Annotated in this window: 25 protein-coding genes; 19 read left to right on the top strand and 6 right to left on the bottom strand. The window is 70.9% G+C overall.

Annotated features, from left to right (window positions below):
• Positions 1-30: 30 nt before the first annotated feature.
• Positions 31-552 carry a hypothetical protein gene (locus ABZS58_RS39010; RefSeq protein ID WP_354788597.1) on the top strand — a complete coding sequence of 174 codons (522 nt, stop codon included), beginning with the start codon at positions 31-33 and terminating at the stop codon, positions 550-552.
• Positions 552-1,016, top strand: coding sequence for a DinB family protein (locus ABZS58_RS39005; protein ID WP_354788596.1), 465 nt, complete (start codon positions 552-554; stop codon positions 1,014-1,016). The genes ABZS58_RS39010 and ABZS58_RS39005 overlap by 1 nt, the downstream gene beginning before the upstream one ends.
• On the opposite strand, the gene ABZS58_RS39000 is transcribed toward ABZS58_RS39005, so the two are convergent.
• Positions 1,013-1,513 carry a DUF5997 family protein gene (locus tag ABZS58_RS39000; RefSeq protein WP_354788595.1) on the bottom strand — a complete coding sequence of 167 codons (501 nt, stop codon included), beginning with the start codon at positions 1,511-1,513 and terminating at the stop codon, positions 1,013-1,015. The genes ABZS58_RS39005 and ABZS58_RS39000 overlap by 4 nt on opposite strands.
• A gap of 105 nt (positions 1,514-1,618) precedes the next feature.
• On the opposite strand from ABZS58_RS39000, the gene ABZS58_RS38995 reads away from it, so the two are divergent.
• The 4 genes from ABZS58_RS38995 to ABZS58_RS38980 all read left to right on the top strand — a co-directional run bounded on the left by ABZS58_RS38995 (position 1,619) and on the right by ABZS58_RS38980 (position 4,559).
• Positions 1,619-2,398, top strand: a complete 780-nt coding sequence (locus tag ABZS58_RS38995) for a LysR family transcriptional regulator substrate-binding protein (protein WP_354788593.1) — start codon at positions 1,619-1,621, stop codon at positions 2,396-2,398.
• 248 nt (positions 2,399-2,646) lie between these two features.
• Positions 2,647-3,117, top strand: coding sequence for a hypothetical protein (locus ABZS58_RS38990; RefSeq protein WP_354788592.1), 471 nt, complete (start codon positions 2,647-2,649; stop codon positions 3,115-3,117).
• A 10-nt stretch (positions 3,118-3,127) separates the two neighbouring features.
• A complete protein-coding gene (locus ABZS58_RS38985; RefSeq protein ID WP_354788591.1) occupies positions 3,128-3,700 on the top strand; it encodes a hypothetical protein in 573 nt (190 codons plus the stop codon).
• Between the two features lie 43 nt (positions 3,701-3,743).
• A complete protein-coding gene (locus ABZS58_RS38980) occupies positions 3,744-4,559 on the top strand; it encodes a DUF72 domain-containing protein (RefSeq protein WP_354788611.1) in 816 nt (271 codons plus the stop codon).
• A gap of 49 nt (positions 4,560-4,608) precedes the next feature.
• Here ABZS58_RS38980 and ABZS58_RS38975 read toward each other — a convergent pair whose 3' ends face one another.
• Complete coding sequence (locus tag ABZS58_RS38975; protein WP_354788590.1) at positions 4,609-5,784, bottom strand: ricin-type beta-trefoil lectin domain protein; 1,176 nt, start codon at positions 5,782-5,784, stop codon at positions 4,609-4,611.
• 192 nt (positions 5,785-5,976) lie between these two features.
• Between ABZS58_RS38975 and ABZS58_RS38970 the strand changes: the two genes are divergently transcribed.
• The 3 genes from ABZS58_RS38970 (at position 5,977) to ABZS58_RS38960 (ending at position 10,934) form a co-directional block, all read left to right on the top strand.
• A complete protein-coding gene (locus ABZS58_RS38970; RefSeq protein WP_354788589.1) occupies positions 5,977-7,587 on the top strand; it encodes a ricin-type beta-trefoil lectin domain protein in 1,611 nt (536 codons plus the stop codon).
• A gap of 46 nt (positions 7,588-7,633) precedes the next feature.
• Positions 7,634-9,277, top strand: a complete 1,644-nt coding sequence (locus ABZS58_RS38965) for an RICIN domain-containing protein (RefSeq protein WP_354788588.1) — start codon at positions 7,634-7,636, stop codon at positions 9,275-9,277.
• Between the two features lie 202 nt (positions 9,278-9,479).
• Positions 9,480-10,934 (top strand): RICIN domain-containing protein, encoded by a 1,455-nt coding sequence (locus tag ABZS58_RS38960; RefSeq protein WP_354788586.1) that lies wholly within the window; start codon positions 9,480-9,482, stop codon positions 10,932-10,934.
• A 27-nt stretch (positions 10,935-10,961) separates the two neighbouring features.
• Here the strand turns inward: ABZS58_RS38960 and ABZS58_RS38955 are convergent, their stop codons facing one another.
• On the bottom strand, positions 10,962-11,987 hold the full coding sequence (locus ABZS58_RS38955; RefSeq protein ID WP_354788585.1) for a LacI family DNA-binding transcriptional regulator: 1,026 nt from the start codon (positions 11,985-11,987) through the stop codon (positions 10,962-10,964).
• 146 nt (positions 11,988-12,133) lie between these two features.
• Here ABZS58_RS38955 and ABZS58_RS38950 point away from each other — a divergent pair, with 146 nt between their 5' ends.
• From ABZS58_RS38950 to ABZS58_RS38920, 7 genes are all read left to right on the top strand, one after another.
• The gene (locus tag ABZS58_RS38950) at positions 12,134-13,444 is read left to right on the top strand and encodes an extracellular solute-binding protein (protein WP_354788584.1); all 1,311 of its coding nucleotides are present in this window, start codon (positions 12,134-12,136) and stop codon (positions 13,442-13,444) included.
• Complete coding sequence (locus tag ABZS58_RS38945; protein ID WP_354788582.1) at positions 13,441-14,331, top strand: sugar ABC transporter permease; 891 nt, start codon at positions 13,441-13,443, stop codon at positions 14,329-14,331. Before ABZS58_RS38950 ends, ABZS58_RS38945 begins: the two co-directional genes overlap by 4 nt.
• On the top strand, positions 14,331-15,224 hold the full coding sequence (locus tag ABZS58_RS38940) for a carbohydrate ABC transporter permease (protein ID WP_354788581.1): 894 nt from the start codon (positions 14,331-14,333) through the stop codon (positions 15,222-15,224). The genes ABZS58_RS38945 and ABZS58_RS38940 overlap by 1 nt, the downstream gene beginning before the upstream one ends.
• Positions 15,225-15,245: 21 nt before the next feature.
• Positions 15,246-16,826 (top strand): glycoside hydrolase family 43 protein, encoded by a 1,581-nt coding sequence (locus ABZS58_RS38935; protein ID WP_354788579.1) that lies wholly within the window; start codon positions 15,246-15,248, stop codon positions 16,824-16,826.
• Positions 16,827-16,997: 171 nt separating this feature from the next.
• Positions 16,998-17,255, top strand: coding sequence for a hypothetical protein (locus ABZS58_RS38930; protein ID WP_354788578.1), 258 nt, complete (start codon positions 16,998-17,000; stop codon positions 17,253-17,255).
• Between the two features lie 37 nt (positions 17,256-17,292).
• Entirely contained in the window at positions 17,293-19,101 is a 1,809-nt protein-coding gene (locus ABZS58_RS38925) for a diguanylate cyclase (RefSeq protein WP_354788576.1), read from the top strand.
• 45 nt (positions 19,102-19,146) lie between these two features.
• Positions 19,147-20,514, top strand: a complete 1,368-nt coding sequence (locus ABZS58_RS38920) for a hypothetical protein (protein ID WP_354788574.1) — start codon at positions 19,147-19,149, stop codon at positions 20,512-20,514.
• Between the two features lie 10 nt (positions 20,515-20,524).
• On the opposite strand, the gene ABZS58_RS38915 is transcribed toward ABZS58_RS38920, so the two are convergent.
• Positions 20,525-20,929 (bottom strand): ATP-binding protein, encoded by a 405-nt coding sequence (locus tag ABZS58_RS38915; RefSeq protein WP_354788572.1) that lies wholly within the window; start codon positions 20,927-20,929, stop codon positions 20,525-20,527.
• Positions 20,930-21,067: 138 nt separating this feature from the next.
• Between ABZS58_RS38915 and ABZS58_RS38910 the strand changes: the two genes are divergently transcribed.
• The gene (locus ABZS58_RS38910) at positions 21,068-21,373 is read left to right on the top strand and encodes an STAS domain-containing protein (RefSeq protein WP_354788571.1); all 306 of its coding nucleotides are present in this window, start codon (positions 21,068-21,070) and stop codon (positions 21,371-21,373) included.
• Between the two features lie 107 nt (positions 21,374-21,480).
• Complete coding sequence (locus ABZS58_RS38905; protein ID WP_354788569.1) at positions 21,481-22,686, top strand: GAF domain-containing SpoIIE family protein phosphatase; 1,206 nt, start codon at positions 21,481-21,483, stop codon at positions 22,684-22,686.
• A gap of 5 nt (positions 22,687-22,691) precedes the next feature.
• Here the strand turns inward: ABZS58_RS38905 and ABZS58_RS38900 are convergent, their stop codons facing one another.
• On the bottom strand, positions 22,692-22,994 hold the full coding sequence (locus tag ABZS58_RS38900; RefSeq protein WP_354788567.1) for a hypothetical protein: 303 nt from the start codon (positions 22,992-22,994) through the stop codon (positions 22,692-22,694).
• A 32-nt stretch (positions 22,995-23,026) separates the two neighbouring features.
• On the opposite strand from ABZS58_RS38900, the gene ABZS58_RS38895 reads away from it, so the two are divergent.
• Positions 23,027-23,440 (top strand): ASCH domain-containing protein, encoded by a 414-nt coding sequence (locus ABZS58_RS38895; RefSeq protein ID WP_354788566.1) that lies wholly within the window; start codon positions 23,027-23,029, stop codon positions 23,438-23,440.
• A gap of 4 nt (positions 23,441-23,444) precedes the next feature.
• Here the strand turns inward: ABZS58_RS38895 and ABZS58_RS38890 are convergent, their stop codons facing one another.
• Positions 23,445-24,038: a hypothetical protein gene (locus ABZS58_RS38890; RefSeq protein WP_354788565.1), complete on the bottom strand. Its 594-nt coding sequence runs from the start codon at positions 24,036-24,038 to the stop codon at positions 23,445-23,447.
• Between the last annotated feature and the right edge of the window lie 2 nt (positions 24,039-24,040).

The following is a 24,040-nucleotide window of genomic DNA, read 5'->3' as shown; positions in this document are numbered from 1 at the left end:
CGCCCTGCCCGCCGGGTATGATCTTGACGTGTGACGATCTTCCCGTACGAGCCCAGCAGTCCTGAGGGCCTGGCGGCCCGGTGGGTGCAGTGGGTTGCCGCGAGCGGACCGCTGCGCAACCCGGTCATCGACGACACCGGTCGGCACGCGCACCGCCGCCAGCCCGGCGACGTCTGGTTCCTGGCGGGGTGCTTCGGCGGCGCCGTCGAACGCCACTGCACCGTTCCGGCGGGCCGGCCCCTGTTCTTCCCGGCGTTCAACATGTGGTGCCCGAACGGCACGTACATCCCGCCGATGCCCGAGGCCACCGGCGAGGCGTACGTCGACGACAAACCGCATCCGGTCGCGGCGATCGACGCGGACGAGCTCTTCGACGTGCGCGGCGTCCTCCTCAACCCGGTCACCCGCCGCCGCGGCACCGTCGGCATGCGCGTGTGGGGGCTGTGGGCGACCGTCGAGCCGCTCGACCCGGGACCGCACCGGGTGCGTTTCACCGGCACGGACGGGCGCGGCTTCCGCGTCACCGCGATGTACGACCTGACAATCGCCTGATGAGCGAATTTCACGCGCCGCTGCGGGTCCAGTTCGAGACGTTCATCGACGAGCACCGCGCCGCGCTCGCCGCAAGCCTGGACGGCGTCACCGAGGAGCAGGCGCGGCGCTCACTCGTGCCGTCCCGCACGACGCTGCTCGGCCTCGTCAAGCACGTGACGTTCGTGGAGAAGGTCTGGTTCGACGAGGCGGTGACGGGCCGGTCACGTGCCGAGATCGGCATCCCGGCCACGCCGGACGAGTCCTTCGCCCTCGACGACACGGACACGATCGCGTCAGTGCTGCTCTCGTATCGGCAGGCGTGCGAGGCGTCCCGCTCGGCGACGGCCCCGCTCGACCTGGATGACCTGCTGCCCGGCAACCGCCGCGGGCCGCTGCCGCTGCGCTGGGTCTACCTGCATGTGCTGCGCGAACTCGCCCAGCACTGCGGGCACGCCGAAATCCTGCGCGAACAGATGCTCTAACCGCGTCGGCGCTGCGCCTTCTTCGGGGCGGCCTTCTTCGGAGCGGGCTTCTTGGCGGTGGGCTTCTTCGCAGCGGGCTTCTTGGGAGCGGCTTTCTGGAGGGCCGGCGGGGGTGCCGCGGCGGCCTGCTCGCGCTGCTCCTGCAGGCGGCGCTCCTCGCGCTTGTTCTCCGCGTGGGTCTCGCGCTCCCGCACCAGCCACTCCGGCGGGTCCGCGGCCAGTGCGGTGATCTGCGCGGTCGTGAGCGGGTCGGTGATCCCCCCGCGCGCCAGCCCGCTGTTGGACACCCGCAGCCGGGCCGCGACCACATTGCGTGGGTGCGGGCCGTCGCGACGCAGGTCCGACAGCCACTGCGGCGGGTTGTGCTGCATCTCGTCGAGCTCCTCGCGGGACACCATCGCGTCCTGGAACTCCTGCGGTGTCGCGGGCAGATACACGTCAAGCTTCAGCGCCGCCGTGGAGGGCTTCATCACCTGGGACTTCTTCGGCTTGCTCACTGCGACAGGGTAGCGACCCGGTGAACGGCCGGACGCATCGCCCGAGCTTTTCGTGTCACAGGTGGCGGGTACCCTGGCCTGGACCGGTCGAGGGTTGGAGGTGCCGTGTCCGCGACGTTCCGTCTGCTCGTCGTTCCCGGGGTGACCGTGGACAAGTGGACCCGCGCCTGGTCCGAGCGCCTGCCCGACGTGGACCTGCTGGTGGAGCCCACCCCGGCCGCCGAGGCTTTCGCGCTGCTGACCGCCGGCGCCGACGCGGGCCTGGTCCGGCTCCCCGTCGACCCGGCCGCCTTCCACGCGATCCCGCTCTACACGGAGACGACGGTCGTGGTCGTGCCGAAGGACCACCTGCTGTCGGCGGGGGAGGAGCTGACCGTCGCCGACCTCGCCGACGAGACGCTCCTGAGCCCGCTCGACGACGTCCTGACCTGGCAGGAGCTGCCCGCAGCCGTCCTGGCCGAGCGTCCCGGGACGACGGCGGCGGCGGTCGAATGGGTCGCGTCCTCCGCGGGTGTCCTGGTCGTGCCCCAGTCCCTCGCCCGTGCCCACCACCGCAAGGACCTGACCTATCGGGTGGTGACGGACGCGCCGACGTCCTCGGTGGGGCTCGCGTGGGTCCGCGACCGGCACACCGACCTGGTCGAGGAGATGATCGGCATCGTCCGCGGCAGGACCGCCAACAGCACCCGCGGCCGCTCCGCCGACCCGCCGAAACGCCAGGACCGCCAGCCGGGCGGCTCGACGACCGGCCAGCAGCCCGCCCGCAGACCGTCGGGCAAGACGACCGGCCAGCCGCCGGCCCGCAGACCGTCGGGCAAGCAGCCGGGCGGCACCGGCCGCAACCCCTCGACCGGCGGCGGCCAGCCCCGCCGCCGCGGCCGCTGACGAGGCCCGTGGCGGGCATGGTCGTCGAGGGGCTCGGTGACCCGGTCGACGGGGCAGGTGCCTCAGCGAACGCCGCCCGAGCTGCGGCCAGAACGCGGGTTTCGTTGCGCCGCGCAGGTGCGTGAGCGCGGTGACCCGCCGTCGAGGACATTGACAAAGGGTGGGCGGGGCGACGAGGTCCCGCCGAGGAGGATGCGCGGGGTGGTCCGCCATCAGAGGTCGCCGACGGGGGCGTGCGCGGGGCGACGATGGATGTGGCCGAGGTCCACACTGTGCTCGGCGCGCTGCGGAGCGCGGGATGCCCGTGCTGGATCTCCGGCGGCTGGGGTGTCGACGCACTCGTCGGCAGGCAGACCAGGCCGCACCGCGACCTTGACCTGGCCGTCGACGCCGGCCGGGAGGCCGAGGCGCTGAAGGCCCTCGAAGCGCTCGGCTACGCGGTCGAGACCGACTGGCGGCCCGTCCGCGTCGAGGTGGCGAAGCCCGGCGGAGGCTACGTCGACCTGCACCCCGTGGTGTTCGGCGAGGACGGCGACGGCCGGCAGGCGGGCCTCGACGGCGGCTGGTTCGACTACCCGGGCGGAGACCTGACCACGGGCACGATCGGCGGTCGCCGGGTGCCGTGCGTCTCGGCCCGGCTGCAGGTGGCGTTCCATCAGGGGTACCAGCCGCGCGACGTCGACCTGCTGGACCTGCGGCTCCTCGAAGCGTTGCGGTAGCGTGCCCGCTGTGCCGAGCACCCTGTGGATCACCATCAACGCGAAGCTGCGCCCGCTGGACCGCGGCGACCTCTACGAGGACCCGCTGCAGGAGACCCTGGACGCGAAGGCGCCGGGCAGCGAGATCGGCGGCGGCGGGACCCTGCTGTCCGCCGAGGGGGAGCCGCTGCACAGCGACATCGACCTCCAGGTCGACGGCGATGGGCAGGCGGTCCTGGCGCTGACGATCGCCGGGCTCGAGGCGGCCGGCGCGCCGAAGGGGTCCAGGATCCGGCTGGACGACGGCGAGCCGATCACCTTCGGTGTCACCGAGGGCCTGGCGGTGTACCTCAACGGCACGGACCTGCCCGCTGAGGTGTACGAGACGAACGACGTCAACGACCTCATAGCGGCGCTGCTGGAGGCGCTCGGCGACGAGGGCGCCATGCAGTCCTACTGGGAAGGACCGCGGGAAACGGCGCTGTACCTGTACGGGCCGTCGGCCGCGCACATGGGCGAGCTGATCGCCGGGGTCCTCGCGCAGTCCCCTCTCGCGCGGCGCTGCCGGGTGGTGCCGCTGCCCACGACGTTGCCCGAGCGCTGAGGGTGAGGGCAGAAGCACGATGCGGCTGCATGTGGGGTGCGCGATGTGGACGCACAAGGCCTGGCCAGGGCATCAGCTGCCGCCAGGAGAGCGGCTGAGGGCGTACGCGGGTCACTGCAACGCCGTCGAGGGTAACACGACGTTCTACGCCACGCCGGCCAGGGACACGGTGGTGTCGTGGGCGCAGCAGACCGGGCCGGACTTCCGGTTCGTGGTGAAGCTGCCGAAACGGGTCACCCACGAGCGCCGCCTGACCGATGTGGCCGCCGACGTCCGCATGTTCCTCGACGCGATCGAGCCGCTCGGCTCCCGTAACCACGCGGTGTGGGTCCAGTTGCCCGGCTCGTTCGGCCCCGCCGACGTGCCGGTGCTGGCGGCGTTCCTGCGCCGGATGCCGCCGCGGCTGCGGTACGCCGTGGAGGTCCGCCACCCGGACTTCTTCACCGACCGCGGCTGCGCCGTCACGCTGGAGACGGCCCTGATGGCCTCGGACACGGAGTGGATCCCGTTCGACACGACCGCGTTCTTCAGCAGCCCGCCGACCAGCGACGCCGAGCGCGACGCGTGGACGAAGAAGCCGCGCGTCCCGCTGCGGACCGCCGCGCTCACGTCTCGCCCGATCGTCCGGTACCTCGGCCGCGACGACCCCGAGCGCACCGAGGCGGGCTGGCAGGACTGGCTGGACGTCGTCACCGGCTGGCTGCGCGAGGGCAGGTCACCGACCGTGTTCGTGCACACCCCCGACAACGCTGACGCGCCGGCGCTCGCCCGCAGGTTCCACGACGCGGTACGTGCGCGGCTGCCGCAGTTGGAGCCGCTGCCCGACCCGGATCCGGTCGAGCCGCTCACCCTGTTCTGAGCGCGCGACGCCCCGCACGCGGCTGCGTGCGGGGCGTCATTCTACTGGATCAGCGCAGCGACCAGACCTGGTTGGACTGGGTGCCTCCGCCGCCGAAGCAGTCCCAGATCTGCAGGCCGGTGCCGTTGGCGGTGCCCCGGCCGGTCGCGTCGAGGCACTTGCCCGACGCGGGGTTGACGATCGTGCCGTTGCCGTTGACCACCCACTGCTGGGCGGAGTTGTTCAGGCACGTCCACAGCCACACCTGCGCGCCGTTGGCGGTGCTGGCGCCCCGGACGTCGAGGCACTTGCCCGACTGCGGGTTGACGAACGTGTTGCCGCTGCGGGTCCACTTCTGCGCGCCGCTGCCGTTGCAGTCCCACAGCTGGACCTTGGTGCCGTCGGCGGTGCCCTGCGCGTCGACGTCGACGCACCGGCCGGAGCCCTGCCCGACGATCGTCTGCCCGCCACCGGTGTTGCCGCCGGTGGTGCTGTAGCTGAAGTTGGTGACGGCCATCCCGGCGCCGCCCTGCCACGGCTCGAACCCGGCCTGCACGCTGGTCATGTACCACGAGTTCTGCGCGTACCCGCGGGCCAGCATGTCGTTGTAGAAGTCGCGGACCGCGAAGCTGATCGAGCCGGTGCCGGCGGTGCGCACGTACGACACGACGTTCCAGCCGATGTTGCCGAACCACACGTCCCACGTGCCGCCGGCGAGGTTCACGGTGGCGACCCGCCCACCGACCGGCTGAGGAGCGCCGGCGTGGTTGAGCCACACCATGAGCTCCGCGCCGGTGTTCTGGCCGTCGGTGCGCGGCGTCGGGTCGAACCAGACGTCGTAGGCGGCGTCCCACTGACCACCGGCGTACGTCATCGACACGCTGGTCGTCACGTTCTGGAACGTCGCGTCGGACACCCGCATCGGCATGCCGCTGCCGGACGTGCACAGTGTGTAGTGGCACCCGGCGAAGATCGACGGGTATGACCCGGGTGCGCCGTTGGTCGGCTTGTTGTGATCCGAACGGGTCAGCTGGAAACCGTTCGCGGTCACATTGATGCACTGGGTGGTGTCGTCACCCCAGTTGTTGTTCTGGACGTAGTACTTGCCGCCCTGGACGGCGGTCGAGCCGAACTTCTCGCAGATCACCGTGTCGGCGTGCGCACTGGTCGTGTGCACGAGACCGATCGCGGTGCCGGCGAGACCGATCACAGCGGCGGCGAGTATGGCGCGGATGCGTGGCAACATGTGCTCCTCGCTGGGTTTGGCGGAACCCCTGGTTCTGGACGCACGCACCGTAGATCAGCGATGACCGACGGTTCCACTTTTCGCGAACAATCGGCATCGATGTCCCGGGTCATCCGGTGTCGTGTCGATACTGTGAACGACACGTTTCGAAACGGCTTCGGGATCATCGGTTCGGGTCCATACGGTGTCGGCATGTTGCGACGATTCCTCGCCGTCCTGGCGCTGATCGCGCCGCTGCTGGTGCTGTCCGCACCGGCGCCGGCCGGCGCTTCGACCTTCGCGCCCGCCGGTGGGCGGCTGATGTTCGCCGGCCAGTCCACGAAAGTGTCGTGGGACGACTACACGTCATTCGCCGCCGCGCCCAGCGGCGGTTCCGTCTACTACGAGGTGAAGTCCGGCACCTGGGTCAACTCAGGGCACCGCGACTACGCGACCTTCCTCGCCCAGCAGGGCAGGATGATCCAGGTCGGCGTGTCGTGGAAGGACAACCCGCCCGGCTTCAACGGCGGCGACGAGAACACGAAGGCGGCCCGGTCCCGGGCGGTCACCGCCGAGCTTGCCGCCGGCGGTTACGCCGCGCAGTTCAACCAGCTCATCGCGTTCATCAACCAGTACCCGAACGCGAAGTTCTTCCTGCGCCTCGACTATGAGGTGTCCTCCTTCTACCACTGCACCGACGCTTCGTGCAGTTCGTACAAGAACGCGTTCGCCCGTATCCGGTCGCTGATCGAAGGTGCGAAGCGGCAGGACAACGTGACCTACGTGTTCCATCCGGTCCGCGGTGAGTACGAGCAGATGTACCCCGGCGACGCCGTCACCGACTGGGTCGGCGTGTCCGTCTTCGCCCACGAGCTGTGCATGCCGATCTACGACAACGGCTACCTCTACAACGGGACGCCGCCGCAGAACTACGACACCGCCGCCCTGCAGTGCCGCAACGCCTACATCGGCACCGACTCGTCCGGAAACCAGGCAGCGATCTGGAAGAACTGGGACTACGACGGCAATGTGCTCAAGATGATGAAGTTCAGCAAGGACCACGGCAAGCCGATGATCGTGTCGGAGTCCGGGATGATGAACTTCACCGACAACGGCGGCGACACCGCCGGCATGGAGGAGACCCGCGGCGACATGTGGGTCAAGCGGCTGTTCGGCCTGATGAACTACAGCGGCCCGATCCCGAACCTGCCGGGCAGCTACGACCTGCGTGACGTCATCAAGGCCGCCGTCTACATCGATCTGGACTTCCGGTACGGCTGGGACGGGATTCAGGACGGAAGTTTCGACTTCCCCGTGAACTCGACCTGGTTCGTCGACGGGCGGTTGTCCCGGTACGGCGCCGCGAAGGCCTCCTTCTGCCAGGGCCTGACCGACCGCGGCTTCGTCACCACCTGCGGCGGCGGCAGCACCGGCACCGTCAACCGGATCATCGGCCAGGGTTCCAACCGGTGCGTCGACGTCAGCGGCGGCCGCACCACCGACGGCGCCGCCGTCCAGCTGTGGGACTGCCTCGGCAACGGCGCCCAGCAGTGGCGTCGCCAGGGCGACACGTGGGTCAACCCGCAGTCGGGCAAGTGCCTCGACGCCGCGGGCGCCGGCACCGCCGACGGCACCCTCGTGCAGCTGTGGTCCTGCCTGAACAACAGCGCCCAGCAGTGGCAGCCGCGGGCCGACGGCTCGTTCTACAACCCCGCCTCCGGCAAGTGCCTCGACGCGACCGCATGGGGGACCGGCAACGGCACCCGCCTGCAGCTGTGGACGTGCAGTGCCGGCCAGTCCAACCAGATCTTCCGCCTCGCGTAACCGAAACAGACACCCCCCCGGTAAGAACGAAAGGGAAATCCGCCAAATGTCCCGAAGACTCCTGATCGGCTTGGGCATCTTTGTGGCGACCGCCGTCGCCGTGCCCGTCATCACCGCCGTGACCACGCAGACCGCCAGTGCGGTGGCCGGCCGCAACCTCCCGCCCAACGGCAAGGTCATGTTCCTCGCCGGTCAGACCACCCCCGACCTGACCGCGTACAAGCAACAGGTGCTCGACGTCGACGCGTCCTTCCCCCGCCCGGGCGGCGTCACGCTGTACACCAACATCTCCCCGAACGCGTGCAACGGCCTGACCGCCACGTGCAACCTGAACGGCAACATCTTCAACTTCAACCAGACGCTGTCGGAGTACCCCGGCGCCGCGCTCGCCGTCGGGCTGTACCTCGCCGACAACCCCGGCTGCCAGAACCAGCCGCTGCGGGCCATCATCGGCCGGCAGGACGCGGACATCGCGGGGGCGCTCGGCGCGCAGTACCGGCAGAACCTCGACAACCTGATCGTCTACCTGCGCAACACCAACCGGGCGGTCTACCTGCGGGTCGGCTACGAGTTCGACGGCCCGTGGAACTGCTACAACTACGACTTCTACAAGGCCGCGTTCCGCGTGGTGAAGCAGCGCATCGACGCCCTCGGCGCCACGAACGTGGCCACCGTGTGGCAGAGCGCCAGCTACGCGAAGGACGGCGACGCGCAGTACAAGTTCGACTTCAGCAACGCCAATCACCTCGCCGACTGGTACCCCGGTGACGACGTCGTGGACTGGGTCGCGCTGAGCACCTTCTACTGGGACGCCAACTACCGCCAGTACCAGTGGGCCTGCGACAACCCGACCAGCAGCCCGAAGGTCCTCTACGACCGGGTGCTCAACTTCGCCCGCAGCCACAACAAGCCGGCGATGATCTCGGAGTCGACCCCGCAGGCGTACCGCACCGCGCAGCTCGACGCGAGCTGCACCAACGTCAACAACCGGGTCTCCCTCGGCGGCGACTGGTCGAAGCTCGGCACCTGGTACAACGAATACTTCAACTACATCAACACCAACGCCGACGTGCTGCGCGGCGCGGCGTACATCAACAGCAACTGGGAGGCCATCGCCCAGTTCGCCTGCCCGCCGGGCGCGTCCTCCGGTCAGCCGGGCTGCTCCGACGGGTACTGGGGCAACAGCCGCATCCAGGACAACGCCAGCATCCAGGCGGGCTTCAAGCGGGAGCTGCAGAACTCGCTGTTCGTCAACGGCACCCTGACCGGCCGCGGCGCCAACTGGGGCGGCACGCAGCCGCCGGCGGCGCGCACGATCGTCGGGGTCGGCTCGAACCGGTGCCTCGACGTGTCCGGCGGTCGCACGACCGACGGCGCGGTGGTGCAGCTGTGGGACTGCCTCAACAACGGCGCCCAGCAGTGGCGGCAGGAGGGCAACGCCCTGGTCAACCCGCAGTCGGGCAAGTGCCTCGACATCGACCGGGCGCTGACCGCGAACGGCACGAAGGTCCAGCTGTGGACGTGCTACGGCAACACGGCCCAGCAGTGGGTGATCCGTGCCGACGGCTCGATCTACAACCCGCCGTCCGGCCGCTGCCTCGACGCGTCCGGCCGCGGCACGGCCAACGGCACCCCGATGATCATCTGGGACTGCCTGGGCCTGCCGAACCAGCTGTGGACCGTCCGCTGAGGTCGTAACCCGCAGGAAAGACCCGTGGTGGCCGTCGGCGTCGGCTGCCACGCCCGAACCCGGCGGCGGTGAGCAGGGGTGCCCACCGCCGCCGGACCCTGCGTCGTGGAAGACCGCATGTAAACAACCGAAAAACATCGAAACCGCTCGGTGCCTCGGCCGGCGGAAACCTACCTTGGGGGCCCATCCACAAGGAGGCTCGATGAAGGCAACCGTCCGCCAACGGCGGCCGCTCCTCGTCGCCGGCGCCGCCCTGCTCATGGCCCTTGTCAGCCAGAGCGGCGCCGTCGGCGCGCACGTTGCGACCGAAACGGCCGGGCAGGTTTCGGTGTTCGGCGCCGACGCCCGTGCCATCGCACAACCGTCCGACGACGCGGCCCGCGGCCTGGTCCACCGTGGCCTGGTCGCGGACAGGACCGGGCCGTGCGTCGGCGGGCTGCGCGTCACCGGCGTCAACCCGGTCATGTGCACCCACGGCCCCGACGCGCCACCGTTCGGCCTCAGCGTCAGCAGGCAGGTGGCCGCCGCCTCCGCCGCGGTGGCCGCTTTGCCGGTCTGCGAGGGCGACGGGGTCTCCGGCAGGCGCGTGGAGATCCTGTACGTGCACGGCAACACCGACCGCTACGGCCAGTACCTGGAGACGTTCCGCCAGATCGGTGAGGGCGTCGACGTCATCTACAACGAGAGCGCCCGCGAGACCGGCGGCGAGCGGCACGTCCGCTTCGTCACCGAGAACGTCAACGGCCAGTGCCGCCCGGTGGTGCGCAACGTGCGGGTCGCCGACTCGGCGCTCGGCGAGTTCGGCGCCAGCGTCAACGCGGTCCGTGCGCTCGGCTACAACCGCACCGACCGCAAGTACATGATGCTCACCGACGCGGGCGTGTACTGCGGCATCGGTGGCTTCGCCGGCGACACCCGCAAGAGCGACGACAACCGCTCGAACTTCGGCCCGGAGTACGGGCGGTCCGACAACGGCTGCTGGAACGCCGCCGTCGCCTCGCACGAGCTCGGGCACAACCTCGGCGCGGTCAACAACAACGCGCCGAACGCGTCGGGCGGCGCGCACTGCACCGACGAGTACGACGTCATGTGCTACTCCGACGACCCGTTCCACCCGCCGATGCGCTACGTGTGCGGCGACCGCAACCACGAGAACCGCCTGGACTGCAACCACGACGACTACTACTCGACGGCCCCGGCGCCCGGCTCGTACCTGGCGAACAACTTCAACGTCGCCGACAACCTGTTCCTGATCCGTGGCGGGCAGGCGCCGGTGCGCACGATCGTCGGGGTCGGGTCGAACCGGTGCCTCGACGTGTCCGGCGGTCGCACGACCGACGGCGCGGTGGTGCAGCTGTGGGACTGCCTCAACAACGGCGCCCAGCAGTGGCGGCAGGACGGGAACGCCCTGGTGAACCCGCAGTCGGGCAAGTGCCTGGACATCGACCAGGCGGCGACCGCCAACGGCTCGAAGGTCCAGCTGTGGACCTGCTACGGCAACACCGCCCAGCACTGGGTGATCCGCTCCGACGGCTCGATCTTCAACCCGCCGTCCGGCCGCTGCCTGGACGCGTCCGGGCGCGGCACGGCCAACGGCACCCCGATCATCATCTGGGACTGCCTGGGCCTGCCGAACCAGCAGTGGACGGTCCGCTGACCGTTGTACAGCCGCCGCCGTGGGTCCTCAGTGGGCCCGCGGCGGCGCCGTGCTCTCCCGGACCACGAGGTCCGTGGCCAGCTCGATGCGGGTCGACTCGAGGCGCTCGCCGTTGACGATCCGCAGCAGCGTGCGGGCGGCGACGACGCCCATTTCGTGCAGCGGCTGACGCACGGTGGTGAGCGGCGGCGCGGTCCACTGCGCGAAGTTCAGGTCGTCGAAGCCGACCACGCTGATGTCGCCGGGGATGGTGAGCCCGGCGCGGCGGACCGCCTCGTAGACCCCGGTCGCCTGCTGGTCGCTGCCGGCGAAGATGGCCGTCGGCGGGTCGGGTAGTTCGAGCAGCGCCTGCGCGGCGTGCAGTCCACCGTCGTGGTGGAAGTTGCCGTACCGGATGAGCCGCCGGTCCACCGGCAGCCCAGCGGACTCCAGGGCGGCCCGGTAGCCGGCGATGCGGGCGCGGGTGCACTGGAACTGCTCGTGGCCGCCGATCGCGGCGATGCGCCGGTGGCCGAGGGCGGCGAGGTGCTCGGCGGCGCTGTAGCCGCCGGCGAAGTTGGTGGCGCCGATCGCGGGCGTGCCGGGCGGCGGCTGGTTGACGGCGTCGACGATGACGAACGGCAGGTTCCGGCGGGTCAGGTCGTCGTGCTGGCGCTCGGCGAGCTCGGACAGCACCAGGATCGCGCCCTCGGAGCCGCGGGCCAGCAGCGACTCGACCCAGCGGCGGGTCAGCGACTGCCGATTGTGCACGGCGGAGACGACGAGCGCCAGTCCGGCCTCCTCGACGACCTCCTCGACGCCGGTGAGGATCGACAGCCCCCACACGCTGTCGAGCTCGTTGATGACGAGATCGACGAGGTCGTTGCGGCGCCGGCGGCCGTTCTTCGCCGCCCGCGGCCGCTGGTAGCCGCGCTCGGACATGAGCCGTTCGATGGTTTCGCGGGTCTTCGCGGCGACGTCGGTGTGGCCGTTGAGCACCTTGGACACGGTCGAGATGGCGACGCCGGCCTCCTGGGCGATCTCCGCCATGGTCGGCCCGGTTTTCATCGTCATGGGGCACCTGTGTTTCGAAAACGATTGTCGAACCTGCGGGGCGTGGCTTGTGATCGGCACCGTACACCCCACACCCCCATTCCGAAACATTTCCCGAAATATTCGGAAATGCTGGCGAATGTTCTGATGGAAGGACGGTACGGCGCATGCGCCGTTCAGTGCACCTCCGCCTCGCCGCGGGCATCCTCACCACCGCCGCTGTGATGGTGAGCGCCGCCTGTGGAAGCTCCGGCCCGGGCACCTCGAAGCCCGGCGAGCCCAGCAAGGTCTCCGTCTGGGCCCTGCAGGACGCCGCGGTCAACCCGATCGCGACGGCCAGCATCGACGCGTACAACAAGGCCAACAACAGCAAGATCGAGCTGGTCACGTATGTCAACGACGCCTACAAGCAGAAGCTCCAGGTCGCGATGGGCTCGCCCGCCGCGCCGGACGTCTTCTTCAACTGGGGCGGCGGCAACCTGGCCGAGTTCGTCAAGGCCAACCAGGTCGCCCCGCTCGACGACGCCCTCGCCAAGAACCCGCAGCTGAAGGACAAGTTCCTGCCCAGCGTCCTGGACGTCGGCAAGGTCGGTGGCAAGCAGTACGGCCTGCCGATGCTCGGCGTGCTCCCGGTCGTGCTGTTCATCAACAAGGACGTCTTCGCCGCCGCCGGTGTGCAGCCGCCGAAGACCTACGCCGACCTGCTCAGCCTGGTCGACACGTTCAAGGCCAAGGGCATCACCCCGATCGCCCTCGCCGGCTCGCAGGGCTGGACCGAGCTGATGTGGCTGGAGTACCTGCTGGACCGCATCGGCGGCGCCGACAAGTTCGCCGACATCGCCGCCGGCAAGGAGGGCGCCTGGCAGGACCCGGCCGTCGTCAAGGCCCTCGGTGAGATCCAGACCCTGGTGAAGCGCGGCGCGTTCGGCACGAACTTCGCCAGCGTCAACTACGACAACCAGGGCGCCTCGAAGCTCTTCGCGACCGGCAAGGCCGCCATGCACCTCATGGGCACCTGGGACTTCTCGGTGCAGAAGGACGCCAACCCGGACTTCATCAAGAACGGCAAGCTCGGCTTCACCGCGTTCCCCGCGTACGAGGGCGGCGCCGGCGACCCGAAGTCCGTCGTGGGCAACCCGAGCAACTACTACTCGGTCAACGCCGCGTCGAAGAGCAAGGACGCCTCGATCGACTTCCTGACCAAGGCGCTCGCGTCCGACCAGTACGTCAACGGCCTCATCGACGCCGGTCAGGTACCCGCCATCAAGGGCGTCGAGAACACCCTGAAGTCCAAGCCCAACGCCGACTTCACCGGCTTCACCTACGACCTCGTCGCCAACGCGCCCAGCTTCACCCAGTCCTGGGACCAGGCGCTCACCCCGTCGGTGAGCACCGAGCTGCTCACGAACCTGCAGAAGCTCTTCCTCGGGCAGATCACGCCCGACGCCTTCGTGGCCAACATGGCCAAGGCGAAGTGACAACGTCCAAAGCGGCGGCGCGGCCCGGAATCATCTGGGCCGCGCCGGCGGTCCTGTTCTTCGCCGCGTTCGGCATCCTGCCGGTCTTCGCGGTCGTCTACCTCAGCTTCACGACGTGGAACGGGCTCGGTGACCCGGTCTGGGCGGGCCTGAGCAACTGGGCGGCGCTCGCCGACGACGCGGAACTGTTCAACGGCATCGGCAAGACCCTGCTGCTGACCGTCGTGTCGTGGCTCGGCCAGACGCCGCTCGCGCTGCTCATCGGCGTGTGGGCGGCCGGGCCGCAGCGCAGCCGGGCGGTGCTGTCGACACTGTTCTTCCTGCCGCTGCTGCTGTCCACCGCGGCGATCTCGGTAACGTTCGTGTCGCTGCTCGACCCGAACTTCGGGCTCGCCGCCGACTACGGCAAGTACCTCGGCGTGCCGGACGGCAATTTCCTCGGCTCGCCGGAGAAAGCGCTCTACGTCATCGCGTTCGTGATCGCGTGGCAGTTCGTGCCGTTCCACACCCTGCTGTACCAATCGGCGACCAGGCAGATCCCGGTGTCGCTCTACGAGGCGGCGCAGTTGGACGGCGCGACGGGGGTGCGGCAGTTCTTCTCCATCACGCTGCCGCAGCTGCGCAACACGATCATCGCCTCCTCGGTGCTCATCCTCGTCGGCTCGCTCACGTACTTCGAGATGATCCTGCTGATGACCAACGGCGGGCCCGGCACCGCGACGCGGGTCCTGCCCCTGCACATGTACATCAAGGGCTTCGTCGGCTTCGACATGGGCTACGCCAGCGTCCTGGCCGTCCTGCTCGTCACGCTCGGCACCGCCCTGTCGGTTGTCGTCGTCAGGCTCACCGGCTACCACCGGATGGCCAGCGACCGGGAAGGTGCCTGATGAGCCTCGACCTCGCCCGCCGGCCGGCGCACCGCAGCCGGCCGTCGGTATCGTTGCCGCCGCCCGGCCCCCGCCGGCGTGGCCGGCCGAACGTCCCGGCCGGGGTCGCCGCGACGGTATGGCTGCTGATCGTCGCGGTCCCGGTGTACTTCGTGGTCGTCACCGGCTTCCGCACGCCGGACCAGTACATCGGGCAGGGCCCGCTGGACCTGCCGACCAGCCCGACGTTGTCCAACTTCACGTCGCTGTGGGACCTCGGGTTCACCAGCTACCTCACCAACAGTCTCATCGTCGCGTTCGGCACGGTGACGCTGGTGCTCGCGGTCGCGCTGCCGGCCGCGTACGCCATCGTGCGCAACCCGAACCGCACGGTCCGCTCCATGTTCAACGTGTTCCTGCTCGGCCTCGCCGTGCCGGCGCAGGCGGTCATCGTGCCGATCTACCTGATCATCACCCGCCTGCAGATGTACGACACCCTGCTGGCGATCGTGCTGCCGACCGCGGCGTTCTCCCTGCCGATCGCGATCGTCGTGCTCACCAGCACGTTGCGCGACATCCCGAACGAGCTGTACGAGGCGATGACGGTCGACGGTGCCACCGCCGGGCGGATCTTCGGCCGGCTGGTGCTGCCGCTGGCCCGGCCGGGCCTGGTCAGCGTCGGCATCTTCGTCGGGCTCGGCGCCTGGAACGGGTTCCTGTTCCCGCTGGTGCTGACGCAGAGCGACGAGCAGCGGGTGCTGCCGCTGGGCCTGTGGAACTTCCAGAGCCAGTACGGGACGAACGTGCCCGGCCTGATGGCCGCGGTCGTGCTGTCCGCGCTGCCGGTCCTGGCGCTGTACCTGTTCGGCCGCCGTCATCTGCTCAGCGGGCTCGCCGCGGGCTTCGGCAAGTAACACTCTCACGAGGGACGACCAATGACTGCCGGCTCCATCCGAAACCCGGTCCTGCCCGGTTTTCACCCAGACCCGTCGATCCTGCGGGTCGGCACCGACTACTATCTCGCCACGTCGACCTTCGAGTGGTACCCGGGCGTGCGCCTGCACCACTCGAAGGACCTGGTGCACTGGCGGCCGATCGGTGGTGCGCTGGACAGCGTCCGGCTGCTCGACATGACCGGCAACCCCGACTCCGGCGGCGTCTGGGCGCCCTGCCTGTCCTATGTGGACGGGCTGTTCCATCTCGTCTTCACCGACGTGAAGTCCTACTCCGGCTTCTGGGACACCCCGAACTACCTGGTGACCGCGCCGGCGATCGACGGGCCGTGGTCGGCGCCGATCCCGTTGCACGCGCAGGGCTTCGACCCGTCGATGTTCCACGATCTCGGTGGTGACGGGCGCAGTTGGCTGCTGTCGAACCGGACGGACTGGCGACCGGGCCACGCCTGGGCCAACGGCATCATCGCCCAGGAGTACGACCGTAACGCCCGCAAGCTCGTGGGCGACCCGGTCGACCTCTACACGGGCACCGCCGCCGGTATGACCGAGGGACCGCACCTGTACCAGCGGGACGGCTGGTACTACCTGGTCACCGCCGAGGGCGGCACCGAATGGTTCCACCAGGCGACGGTCGCCCGGTCCCGGGACCTGTTCGGCCCCTACGAGTCGGACCCGGCGGGCCCGCTCATCACCGCCGTGCACCGTCCCGACCTGGCGCTGCAGAAGGCCGGCCACGGCAGCCTCGTGGAGACCCCGGACGGCGAGTGGTTCTTCGCCCACCTCACCGGCCGGCCGCTCAGCCCCCGCGGGCGCTGCGTCCTGGGCCGGGAGACCGCGATCCAGCGGGTCACCTGGACCGCCGACGGCTGGCCGCGCATCGACGGCGGCGTCCCGCACGACGTCGTCCAGGGCCCCGACCTGCCGGCGCACCCGTGGCCGGACGAGCCGGAGACCGACGACTTCACCGGGCCGGTGCTCGGCCAGCAGTGGAGCACGCTGCGCCGCCCGGCGGACAACACGTGGGTGTCCACCCACGCGCGCCCCAGGCACCTGCGCATCCACGGCGGCCGCTCGCCGGGCGCCACGTCGGGGGAGAGCCTCGTCGCCCGCCGGGTCCAGCACACCCGGGCGACGTTCGAGGCGACGGTGGAGTTCGCGCCGGCGCACTTCCAGCAGATGGCCGGGATCACGGCGTACTACAACAGCCGCAACTGGTTCCTGTTGCGGGTCGGGTTCGACGAGGTCTCGGGCGCGTTCGTCGACGTGCTGTCCAGCGACCGCGGCAGGGTGCTCGCGCACGGCCCGGCCGTCCCCGTCGCCGGTCCGGTCCGGCTGCGGCTCGACCTCGACGGCGGGGTGCTGCGCGCCTCGTACGGCGACGTCGAGTGGGGCCCGTTCGACGCCAGCATCCTGTCCGACGAGTACGCCCAGGAGTCCGACAACGGCGTGCCCCGGGCGTGGGGTTTCACCGGCGCGTTCTTCGGCCTGTGGGTGCAGGACATGACCGGCGGCGGCCGACCCGCGGACTTCTCCGCCGCGACCTACAAGCCGCAGCGCTGAGCCGTTGTCACGGGGTCCTCCCGCCGCCTGCGGGAGGACCCGGGCTTCGTTACTCAAGCGCCTGCTTCGCGGGGTGATGAGACTACTTCATCTGTCGTCCGACCCGTTCCACCTGCGACTGCGCGCCATAGGATGCATCTGCACGTGCATCTGCGCATGAGAGGGGTTCGCGTGACTGATGGTGACCGGCTGCTGCTGCGGGAGGCGCCGTCGCTGTTCGGGATCGTCGCCGATCCCGAGGACGACGGCCACCCGTGCGTCGTCGCCTGGGGGCACCAGCTCGCCGACAGGGCCGTGACCAGCTGGTTCCTCGCCGACGGCAGCCTCGAGGTGGCCGTGTTCGGCTCCGCCGAGGCGGCCCTGGAGACCGCGGAGACGCTGTATCCGGCCCGTCTCGTCTGGGTGCTGCCGGGGTGCCCCACGGTGTGACCGCTCATGCGACTTCCGCGGTGGCCGATGGTCCGTCGTGGCGCCACTCAAACGGGACCCTGTCCTCCTCGGCTTCGGTCTGCTGACCGTCGCCGTCGTGCTGTGGTTCCTGGCCGGGCCGGGTGACAGCAGGTCCTCCTGGCTGATCCAGACGGGCCTGGACGTCTCGCTCGTGTGGTTCGCCCGGCGGCTCATGCTGCTCGTCACCGAGCCGTCCGCGCGCCGGTTCTGGCGGTCGATGGCGATCACCGCCCTGTGCTGTGCCGTCGGGGACGGCTACCAGTCCTTCCTGGTGCTGCGGCACCCCGAGACGACCGAGGTCAGCATCGTGCAGGCCGGCCTGGTCGTGTTCGGCATGACCGTCATGGTCGTCACGATGCTCGTCCACCCGCTCGGCGCCGCCGGCAGGCAGCGGCTGCGGCTGTGGCTGGACGCCGTCACCGTCCTGGCCGGTGTCGCGGTGTTCCTCTGGTACTTCTCGATCGGCGCGCGACTGGGCGCCGGCAACGTCGTGGACCGCCTCACCGCGGCCGCCATCTCGGCGGTCATGCTGGTCATCGTCTTCGGTGTGCTGAAGCTCGTCCTCAGCGACACCGCGCCGTTCACCATGGCCGCCGGCATCGCCGGCAGCATCGGCACGGCCGGCACCGCCGTCGGCGCGTCCGTCGCCACCGTCCTCACCGGCGCGTCGAACCCGGCCCTCATGAGCGTCGCCCAGCTCATCCCCTGCATCCTGGTCGCGTTCAGCCTGCGGCTGCAGGAGCTGCAGACCCTCCGCCGCGACGGCGCCTGGACCGGCGGCACGCGGCGCCGCTTCAGCCTGATGCCCTACCTGGCGGTCATCGCCACCCAGATCCTGCTCGTCGCCGCCCTCGTCGAGGTCCGCCCCGACGTGCGGATCTGGGGCGTGACCGCCGGCGTCGTGGTCATCACCGGGCTCGTGCTGACCCGGCAGCTCGCCGCGTTCCACGACAACGACCGGCTCCTGACCGACCTGGACCGCAGCATGCTCGACCTGCGCAGCCAGAAGGAATGGTTCAGCTCCCTGGTCCAGCACGCCTCCGACGTCACCCTCGTCGTCGGCGCCGACGACACCGTCACCTACGCGAGCCCCGCCGCGATCCGCGTCCTCGGCGAGGACCCGTCGCAGGCACTCGGCGCTGTGCTGCGGCAACGCGTCCACCCGTCCGACGTGCCCGCGTTCGACGCCTTCGCGGCCTTCTCCGACGGGTCCTCCGCCGCCTCGGTGCAGGTCCGGCTCCGGCACGCCGACGGCAGCTACCGCTGGCTCGACGTGGTCGGCGCGGACCTGCGCAACCACCCGAGCGTGCGCGGCGTGGTGTACAACGCCCGCGACATCACCGAGGCCCGCGCCCTGCAGGACAAGCTGCGCCGCCAGGCGACCCACGACAGCCTGACCGGCCTCGCCAACCGCGCTCTGCTCGGCGAGCACCTGCAGCGCCGCGGCGACGCCCGGACCGGCGTGCTCGTCATCGACCTCGACGGCTTCAAGGAGATCAACGACGGCCACGGCCACCACGCCGGCGACCACGTCCTGACCACCGTCGCGGACCGGCTCACCGCCCTGCTGCACCCCGGCGACCTGGCCGCCCGCCTCGGCGGCGACGAGTTCGCGGTGCTGCCCGCCGACCCGGACCGCGTCGACGCCCTCACCGCGCAGATCGTGGCCGCCCTGTCCACCCCCGTCGACCTCGACGGCGTGCTCCTGCGCATCGGCGCCAGCGTGGGCGTCGCCACCGGCCCCGCCGGCGACCCGGACCGCCTCCTCCGCGCCGCCGACGCCGCGATGTACCGCACCAAGCAGCACCGCAAGGCGGGCGTCTGACGACGGGGCCTCGCGGCACGGCCGTTGCGGGTAGGGTCACCGCCCGTGAAGGCAGGCGCGCGGATCGCACTCTGTGCCGGGCTGGCCCTCGTTCCCGGGTTCGTGGCGGCGCCGGTGCACGCGCAACCCGGCGACGGCGTCTACATGTACGACACCTGGCTGACGCCGGGTATGACCGCGAAGTCGCCGGGCCGGGTCGCGACGGCGAAGGTCTCCACCGCCCACGCCGGGGGCACCGTGCTGTTCGACCTCACCGAACTCGGCGATGTGGCGACCGTGACCCCGCCTGGCGACTGCACCCGCGACGGCCGGGCGCTGACCTGCCCCGTGCCCGAGACGCTCGAGGTCAGGCTGGTCCTGCGGGCCGGGCGCGGCGCCGTCGACGGCGCCTCGGGCACGATCCGCACCACCGTCGCCGGCGGCACCACACCGGCCACCACCAGGGTGCGCATCGGTCACGGCGCGGACCTGGTCCCCACCCGCGAAAGAACCACCATGGACGTCGAGTTCGCGGGTCCGGTGCCGCTGCCGGTCGAGTTCACCAACTGGGGCGACCGGACCGCCGGCGGCTTCTTCCTCGAGCTCGACGCGACGCCCCCGTTCAGCGTCGACGTCCCCGGCTGCGAAGGAAGCATCTACGGCGAAGTGATCCGGATCCGCTGCCGGGTGGACGAGCGGATCAGACCCGGCGGGCACTACGAGGGCACCCCGTTCACCTTCCGGATGGGCGACAGGACCGACGACGATTCGCAGGGCTACTGGATCGTGCCGGCGGACCGGCCCGTCGGCGACTACACCAACGCCGAGGCGTCCTTCGACCTGCACGTGATCAGCAGTGCCGACAAGGGCGCCGACATCGCCGTGTCGGCCGGCCCTGTCGTCGGTCTCGTCGGTGAGGTCGCCACCGCGTCGGTGACGATCCGCAACGGCGGCCCCTTCGACGGCGGCGCGGCCGGGACCGTCTATCTGGAGTCTCCGGCGGGCACCGAGATCGCCGGTTACCCTGACGGCTGCGAGCCGTCCGCCTTGGCCCTGCCGGCACCGAACCCCAACGGTGAGCCCGTCCAGCAGACGACGCAGTGCGCCGCGCCGGTACTGGCGAGCGGCCGGTCCCATACCTGGAAGCTGTCCTTCACGATCCTTCGGACCGTGCCCGGCGGCTACGGCCGGGTGGAGTACCGCGGGCCCGTCGACCCGGACGTCGAGGACCCTGACACCGGCAACAACACCGCCACCCTGACGGTGCAGTCCGCACCCGCGGTGGCCGGAACGGCGGCCGGAACGGCGGCCGGTGCCTCGAAATCCGGCCGGGGTGCCCCGATCGCCTGGTGGCGGGTGGTCGCCGTGACCGCGATCCTGGTCGCCGGGGCCGGCCTCGCCATATGGGCCCGCCGCCGGGCCGGGAAGGCCTGACCGGGGGCGGTCAGGCGGAGGCGGTCAGGCGGACCAGGCGGCCGGTGGCGCGGGAGTCGACGGTGAGTTCGTCGGAGAGTTTCGTGGCGAGCCACAGGCCGCGGCCGTTGATCTGGTCGGGTGGGGGAGCGGTGGCCGGCAGGTAGGGCTGCCACGGCTCGGTGCCGGTGTCGAGCACCTCGACGACGAGCCTGCGCGCCTGCAGGATCAGGGTCACGGCGGCCGTCCCGCCGCCGTGCTCGACCGCGTTGATGACGATCTCGTTGACGGCGACGGTGAAACCGTCCGCCCGATCGGGTGACAGGCCGACCTCGCGCGCGGCCTCGGTCACCCGGCGCCGGACCTCGGCGACGCCGGACACCGTCACCGGGGGCAGCGCCACCAGCACCTGGGGTGTGTCAGGGTCGTCCCGCATGTCACATCCACAACATCGTGCGTTGCCCGCGGCGGCTTCGCAGGCGGTCGGAAACCGCCGACGCCGTCATCGCGCCCTCGTCGAGTCACCATATATGGTCAGCAGGGAGTTGTCGTTTCGCGCCGGCTGGGAGGGCTCATGACGTTGTCGTTGTCCACGACCCGTGACGCAGGGACGTGCACGGTCAGCATCGCCGGCGACGTGGACATGGCGACCGTCACCGACCTGGAGCGTGCGGTGGCCGCCGCGCTCGACAGCGGCGCCGAGGTCGTGGTGGTGGATCTCGCCGCCGTGACGTTCATCGACTCCGCCGGCATCAACGCGCTGCTCAAGGGCAGGCGGCTGGCCGACGAGCGGGCCCGGCGGTTCCGGATCGCCAATCCCGCCGGGGTCGTGCACGACGTGCTCGACATGACCGGTGTCCTGGCGCACCTGACCGGCTGAGGCACGGGCCGGGCGGCGCGGGCACTGATGCGACACTGAGCGTCCGGGGCGACCGGACGGAACGTGCGAGAGGCAGGGACAGGGTGCCGAGGCGCGGTGGGAAGGCGTTGGCGGACAGCGAGGAGAAGGTCCGCCGCCTGCAGGCGGTGACCGATGCCGCCCTGTCGCAGCTCGGCCTCGAGGACCTGCTCCACGAGCTGCTCGAGCGGACCCTGGACATCCTGCGCGCCGACAGCGCCGCGGTGCTGCTGCTCGACCAGGACGGCACGGAGCTCGTCGCCACCGCCACCGCGGGCCTCGACCGGGAGCCGCGGCACGAGGTGCGGGTGCCCGTCGGTCACGGGCTCGCCGGCGCCGTCGCCGTGCGCGGCGAGCCGGTCGCCGTCGAGCGCTACGACCGCGCCGGCGACGGCGCCACCGACTTCGACGGGGCACTGGTGCCGGCGCGGACCGCCTCGCTCCTCGGTGTGCCGATGCTCAGCAGCGGCCGGGTCGTCGGCGTGCTGCACATCGGCACCCTGCGGCCGCGGTCGTTCACCGCCGACGACATCGAGCTGTTACAGCTGGTCGCCGACCGGGCCGGGCTCGCCACCGAGGCGCGCCGGTCGCACCTGGACCGTGCCGCCGCCGTCGCCCTGCAGCGCAGCCTGCTGCCGGCCCGGCCGCCCACGGTCCCGGGCCTGGACGTGGCGGTCCGCTACGTGCCCGGCGCGCAGGTCGGCGTCGGCGGCGACTGGTATGACGTGTTCGACCTGCCCTCCGGTCACGTCGGTATCGTCATCGGCGACGTCGCCGGCAGCGGCCTGCACGCCGCGGTGGTCATGGGCCGCATCCGCAGTGCGCTGCGGGCGTATGCGATGGAGACCGACGACCCGGCGGACGTGCTGACCCGGCTCGACCGGAAGGTGCAGCGCTTCGAGCCGGACGCGATGGCCACCGCCGTCTACGCCGTCCTCGGCCCGGGGCTCGACACGGTGACGCTGTCCAACGCGGGCCACCTGCCTCCGGTGATGATGCGCCCGGACGAGCCGAGCACGCTGCTCACGATCCGTCCCGACCTGCCCCTCGGTGCGTACCGCGACGCCGGCCGCCACAACACGCGCATGCCGCTGGAGCCGGGTCAGGGTCTTTTCCTGTACACCGACGGCCTGGTGGAGCGGAAGGCCCGCGGGATCACGCCCGGCCTGCGGCGGATGGTCACGGTCCTGGCCGCGGCGGCCTCAGCCGACGCGACCTGCAACGCGGCGATGACGCTGCTGGACAACACCGCTCCCACCGACGACGTCGCCGTCCTGGCCGTCCGCCGCGGCTGACGCCGTCAGCGACCCGCGGAGGCGCGGATCGCCGGATCGAGCACGTCCGTCGGGTCCCAGCCGTCGTCGGTCTCGAACTGGGCGGCGGCGAGGAACGCGGCCTCGACCGGGCGGAGCTCCTCGATCAGCGCGTCGACCGGGTGCCGGGCGGTGAACCGGGCGCCGTCGCCGTCGTTGTCCCAGCCGGTCCACATGTCCGCCGGGTTGCCGATGACGTCGAGGCCCGGCGGCGGCGTGCCCAGCCACGCGTCGAACCCGGTCCGCGACATCGGCATCCGCGTCGCCAGCATGTACGAACGACCACCCACACCCAGACGATATCCGCGGCTAAGGTTGCGGCGTGACCGACCTTCCTGCGTTTCAGTTCGGGTTCCCGGGACCGCTGCGCGACGCGCTGGTCGCCGCGGTCCTCGACGGGACGAAGACGACGACGACCGGCCTGGTCCAGGACTGGGTGCTCGACGGCGATCCGCTGCCCGCCGAGGGCGACCGCGCGGCCGTGGTCGACTCGGACGACCGCCCGGTCGCGGTGATCGAGCTGACCTACGTCGAGCTCCGCCGCCTCGGCGACGTCGACGCCCGGCACGCCCGCGACGAGGGCGAGGGCCACGACACCGTCGCCGCCTGGCGGGCGGGGCACGAGGAGTTCTGGCACGGGGAGGACTACCGGGGCTGGCTCGACGACCCGGCGTTCACCGTCGACGACGACACGACGGCCGTCCTGCAACGCTTCCGGGTCGTCGAACGGCTGTGATCCGTCAGTACACCTTGCCGCCGTCGACGGCGAGGGCGGCCGCGACCTCTGAAAGGACCGCGCGCCACTGGGACTCGTCCTGCTTGGGCAGCACGTCGTCCCACAGGACCAGGCAGCTGCCGCGCAGCTGGGTGAGGCCGGCCGGGCGGCCCATGAACCACAGGTGCAGGTGCGCCGCGCCGTCACCGATCTTCGACGCGTGGACCCTGGCGATGCCGCCGACGGACATGATGGCCCGCTCGACGCGTTGCAGCATCGGCCCGATCTCCGCGGCCCGCTCCGGCGGCAGGTCGCCCAGGTCGTAGTGGCCGATCGGGCACAGCAGCACCACGACGGGTATCGCGCTGGGCCCGCCGGCGTGCCGCAGCATCCAGTGCTCGTCGGCCCAGACCGCCTTCGCCGGTCCTTCCCGGCAGATCGCGCACGACCCGGGGCCGTCCTCGCCGTTGCGCGGCGGCTCGGGCAGCTCCGGCGGGTCGAGCGAGCGCACCCGCAGGTCGCCGTCGAACGGGAACGTGTCCCACCCCGGGATGCCGCTGCCGTCGAACGGCGTGGACGGCCCGCCGATGGGCAGGTGCGTGAGGAACCGGTCGCTCATGC

The sequence above is a fragment of the Dactylosporangium sp. NPDC005555 genome (assembly GCF_040605635.1).
GTDB lineage: Bacteria > Actinomycetota > Actinomycetes > Mycobacteriales > Micromonosporaceae > Dactylosporangium.
This window is presented reverse-complemented; position numbering and strand designations above follow the sequence as displayed.

What these genes read in the sequence shown, in the direction of transcription:
- ABZS58_RS38915 (WP_354788572.1), bottom strand. Translation starts at nt 20,929, where the DNA reads ATGCGGGACGACCCTGACACACCCCAGGTGCTGGTGGCGCTGCCCCCG.
- ABZS58_RS38950 (WP_354788584.1), top strand. Translation starts at nt 12,134, where the DNA reads ATGCGCCGTTCAGTGCACCTCCGCCTCGCCGCGGGCATCCTCACCACC.
- ABZS58_RS38955 (WP_354788585.1), bottom strand. Translation starts at nt 11,987, where the DNA reads ATGACGATGAAAACCGGGCCGACCATGGCGGAGATCGCCCAGGAGGCC.
- ABZS58_RS38940 (WP_354788581.1), top strand. Translation starts at nt 14,331, where the DNA reads ATGAGCCTCGACCTCGCCCGCCGGCCGGCGCACCGCAGCCGGCCGTCG.
- ABZS58_RS38960 (WP_354788586.1), top strand. Translation starts at nt 9,480, where the DNA reads ATGAAGGCAACCGTCCGCCAACGGCGGCCGCTCCTCGTCGCCGGCGCC.
- ABZS58_RS38975 (WP_354788590.1), bottom strand. Translation starts at nt 5,784, where the DNA reads ATGTTGCCACGCATCCGCGCCATACTCGCCGCCGCTGTGATCGGTCTC.
- ABZS58_RS39005 (WP_354788596.1), top strand. Translation starts at nt 552, where the DNA reads ATGAGCGAATTTCACGCGCCGCTGCGGGTCCAGTTCGAGACGTTCATC.
- ABZS58_RS38935 (WP_354788579.1), top strand. Translation starts at nt 15,246, where the DNA reads ATGACTGCCGGCTCCATCCGAAACCCGGTCCTGCCCGGTTTTCACCCA.
- ABZS58_RS38990 (WP_354788592.1), top strand. Translation starts at nt 2,647, where the DNA reads ATGGATGTGGCCGAGGTCCACACTGTGCTCGGCGCGCTGCGGAGCGCG.
- ABZS58_RS38970 (WP_354788589.1), top strand. Translation starts at nt 5,977, where the DNA reads ATGTTGCGACGATTCCTCGCCGTCCTGGCGCTGATCGCGCCGCTGCTG.
- ABZS58_RS38890 (WP_354788565.1), bottom strand. Translation starts at nt 24,038, where the DNA reads ATGAGCGACCGGTTCCTCACGCACCTGCCCATCGGCGGGCCGTCCACG.
- ABZS58_RS38980 (WP_354788611.1), top strand. Translation starts at nt 3,744, where the DNA reads ATGTGGACGCACAAGGCCTGGCCAGGGCATCAGCTGCCGCCAGGAGAG.
- ABZS58_RS38965 (WP_354788588.1), top strand. Translation starts at nt 7,634, where the DNA reads ATGTCCCGAAGACTCCTGATCGGCTTGGGCATCTTTGTGGCGACCGCC.
- ABZS58_RS38910 (WP_354788571.1), top strand. Translation starts at nt 21,068, where the DNA reads ATGACGTTGTCGTTGTCCACGACCCGTGACGCAGGGACGTGCACGGTC.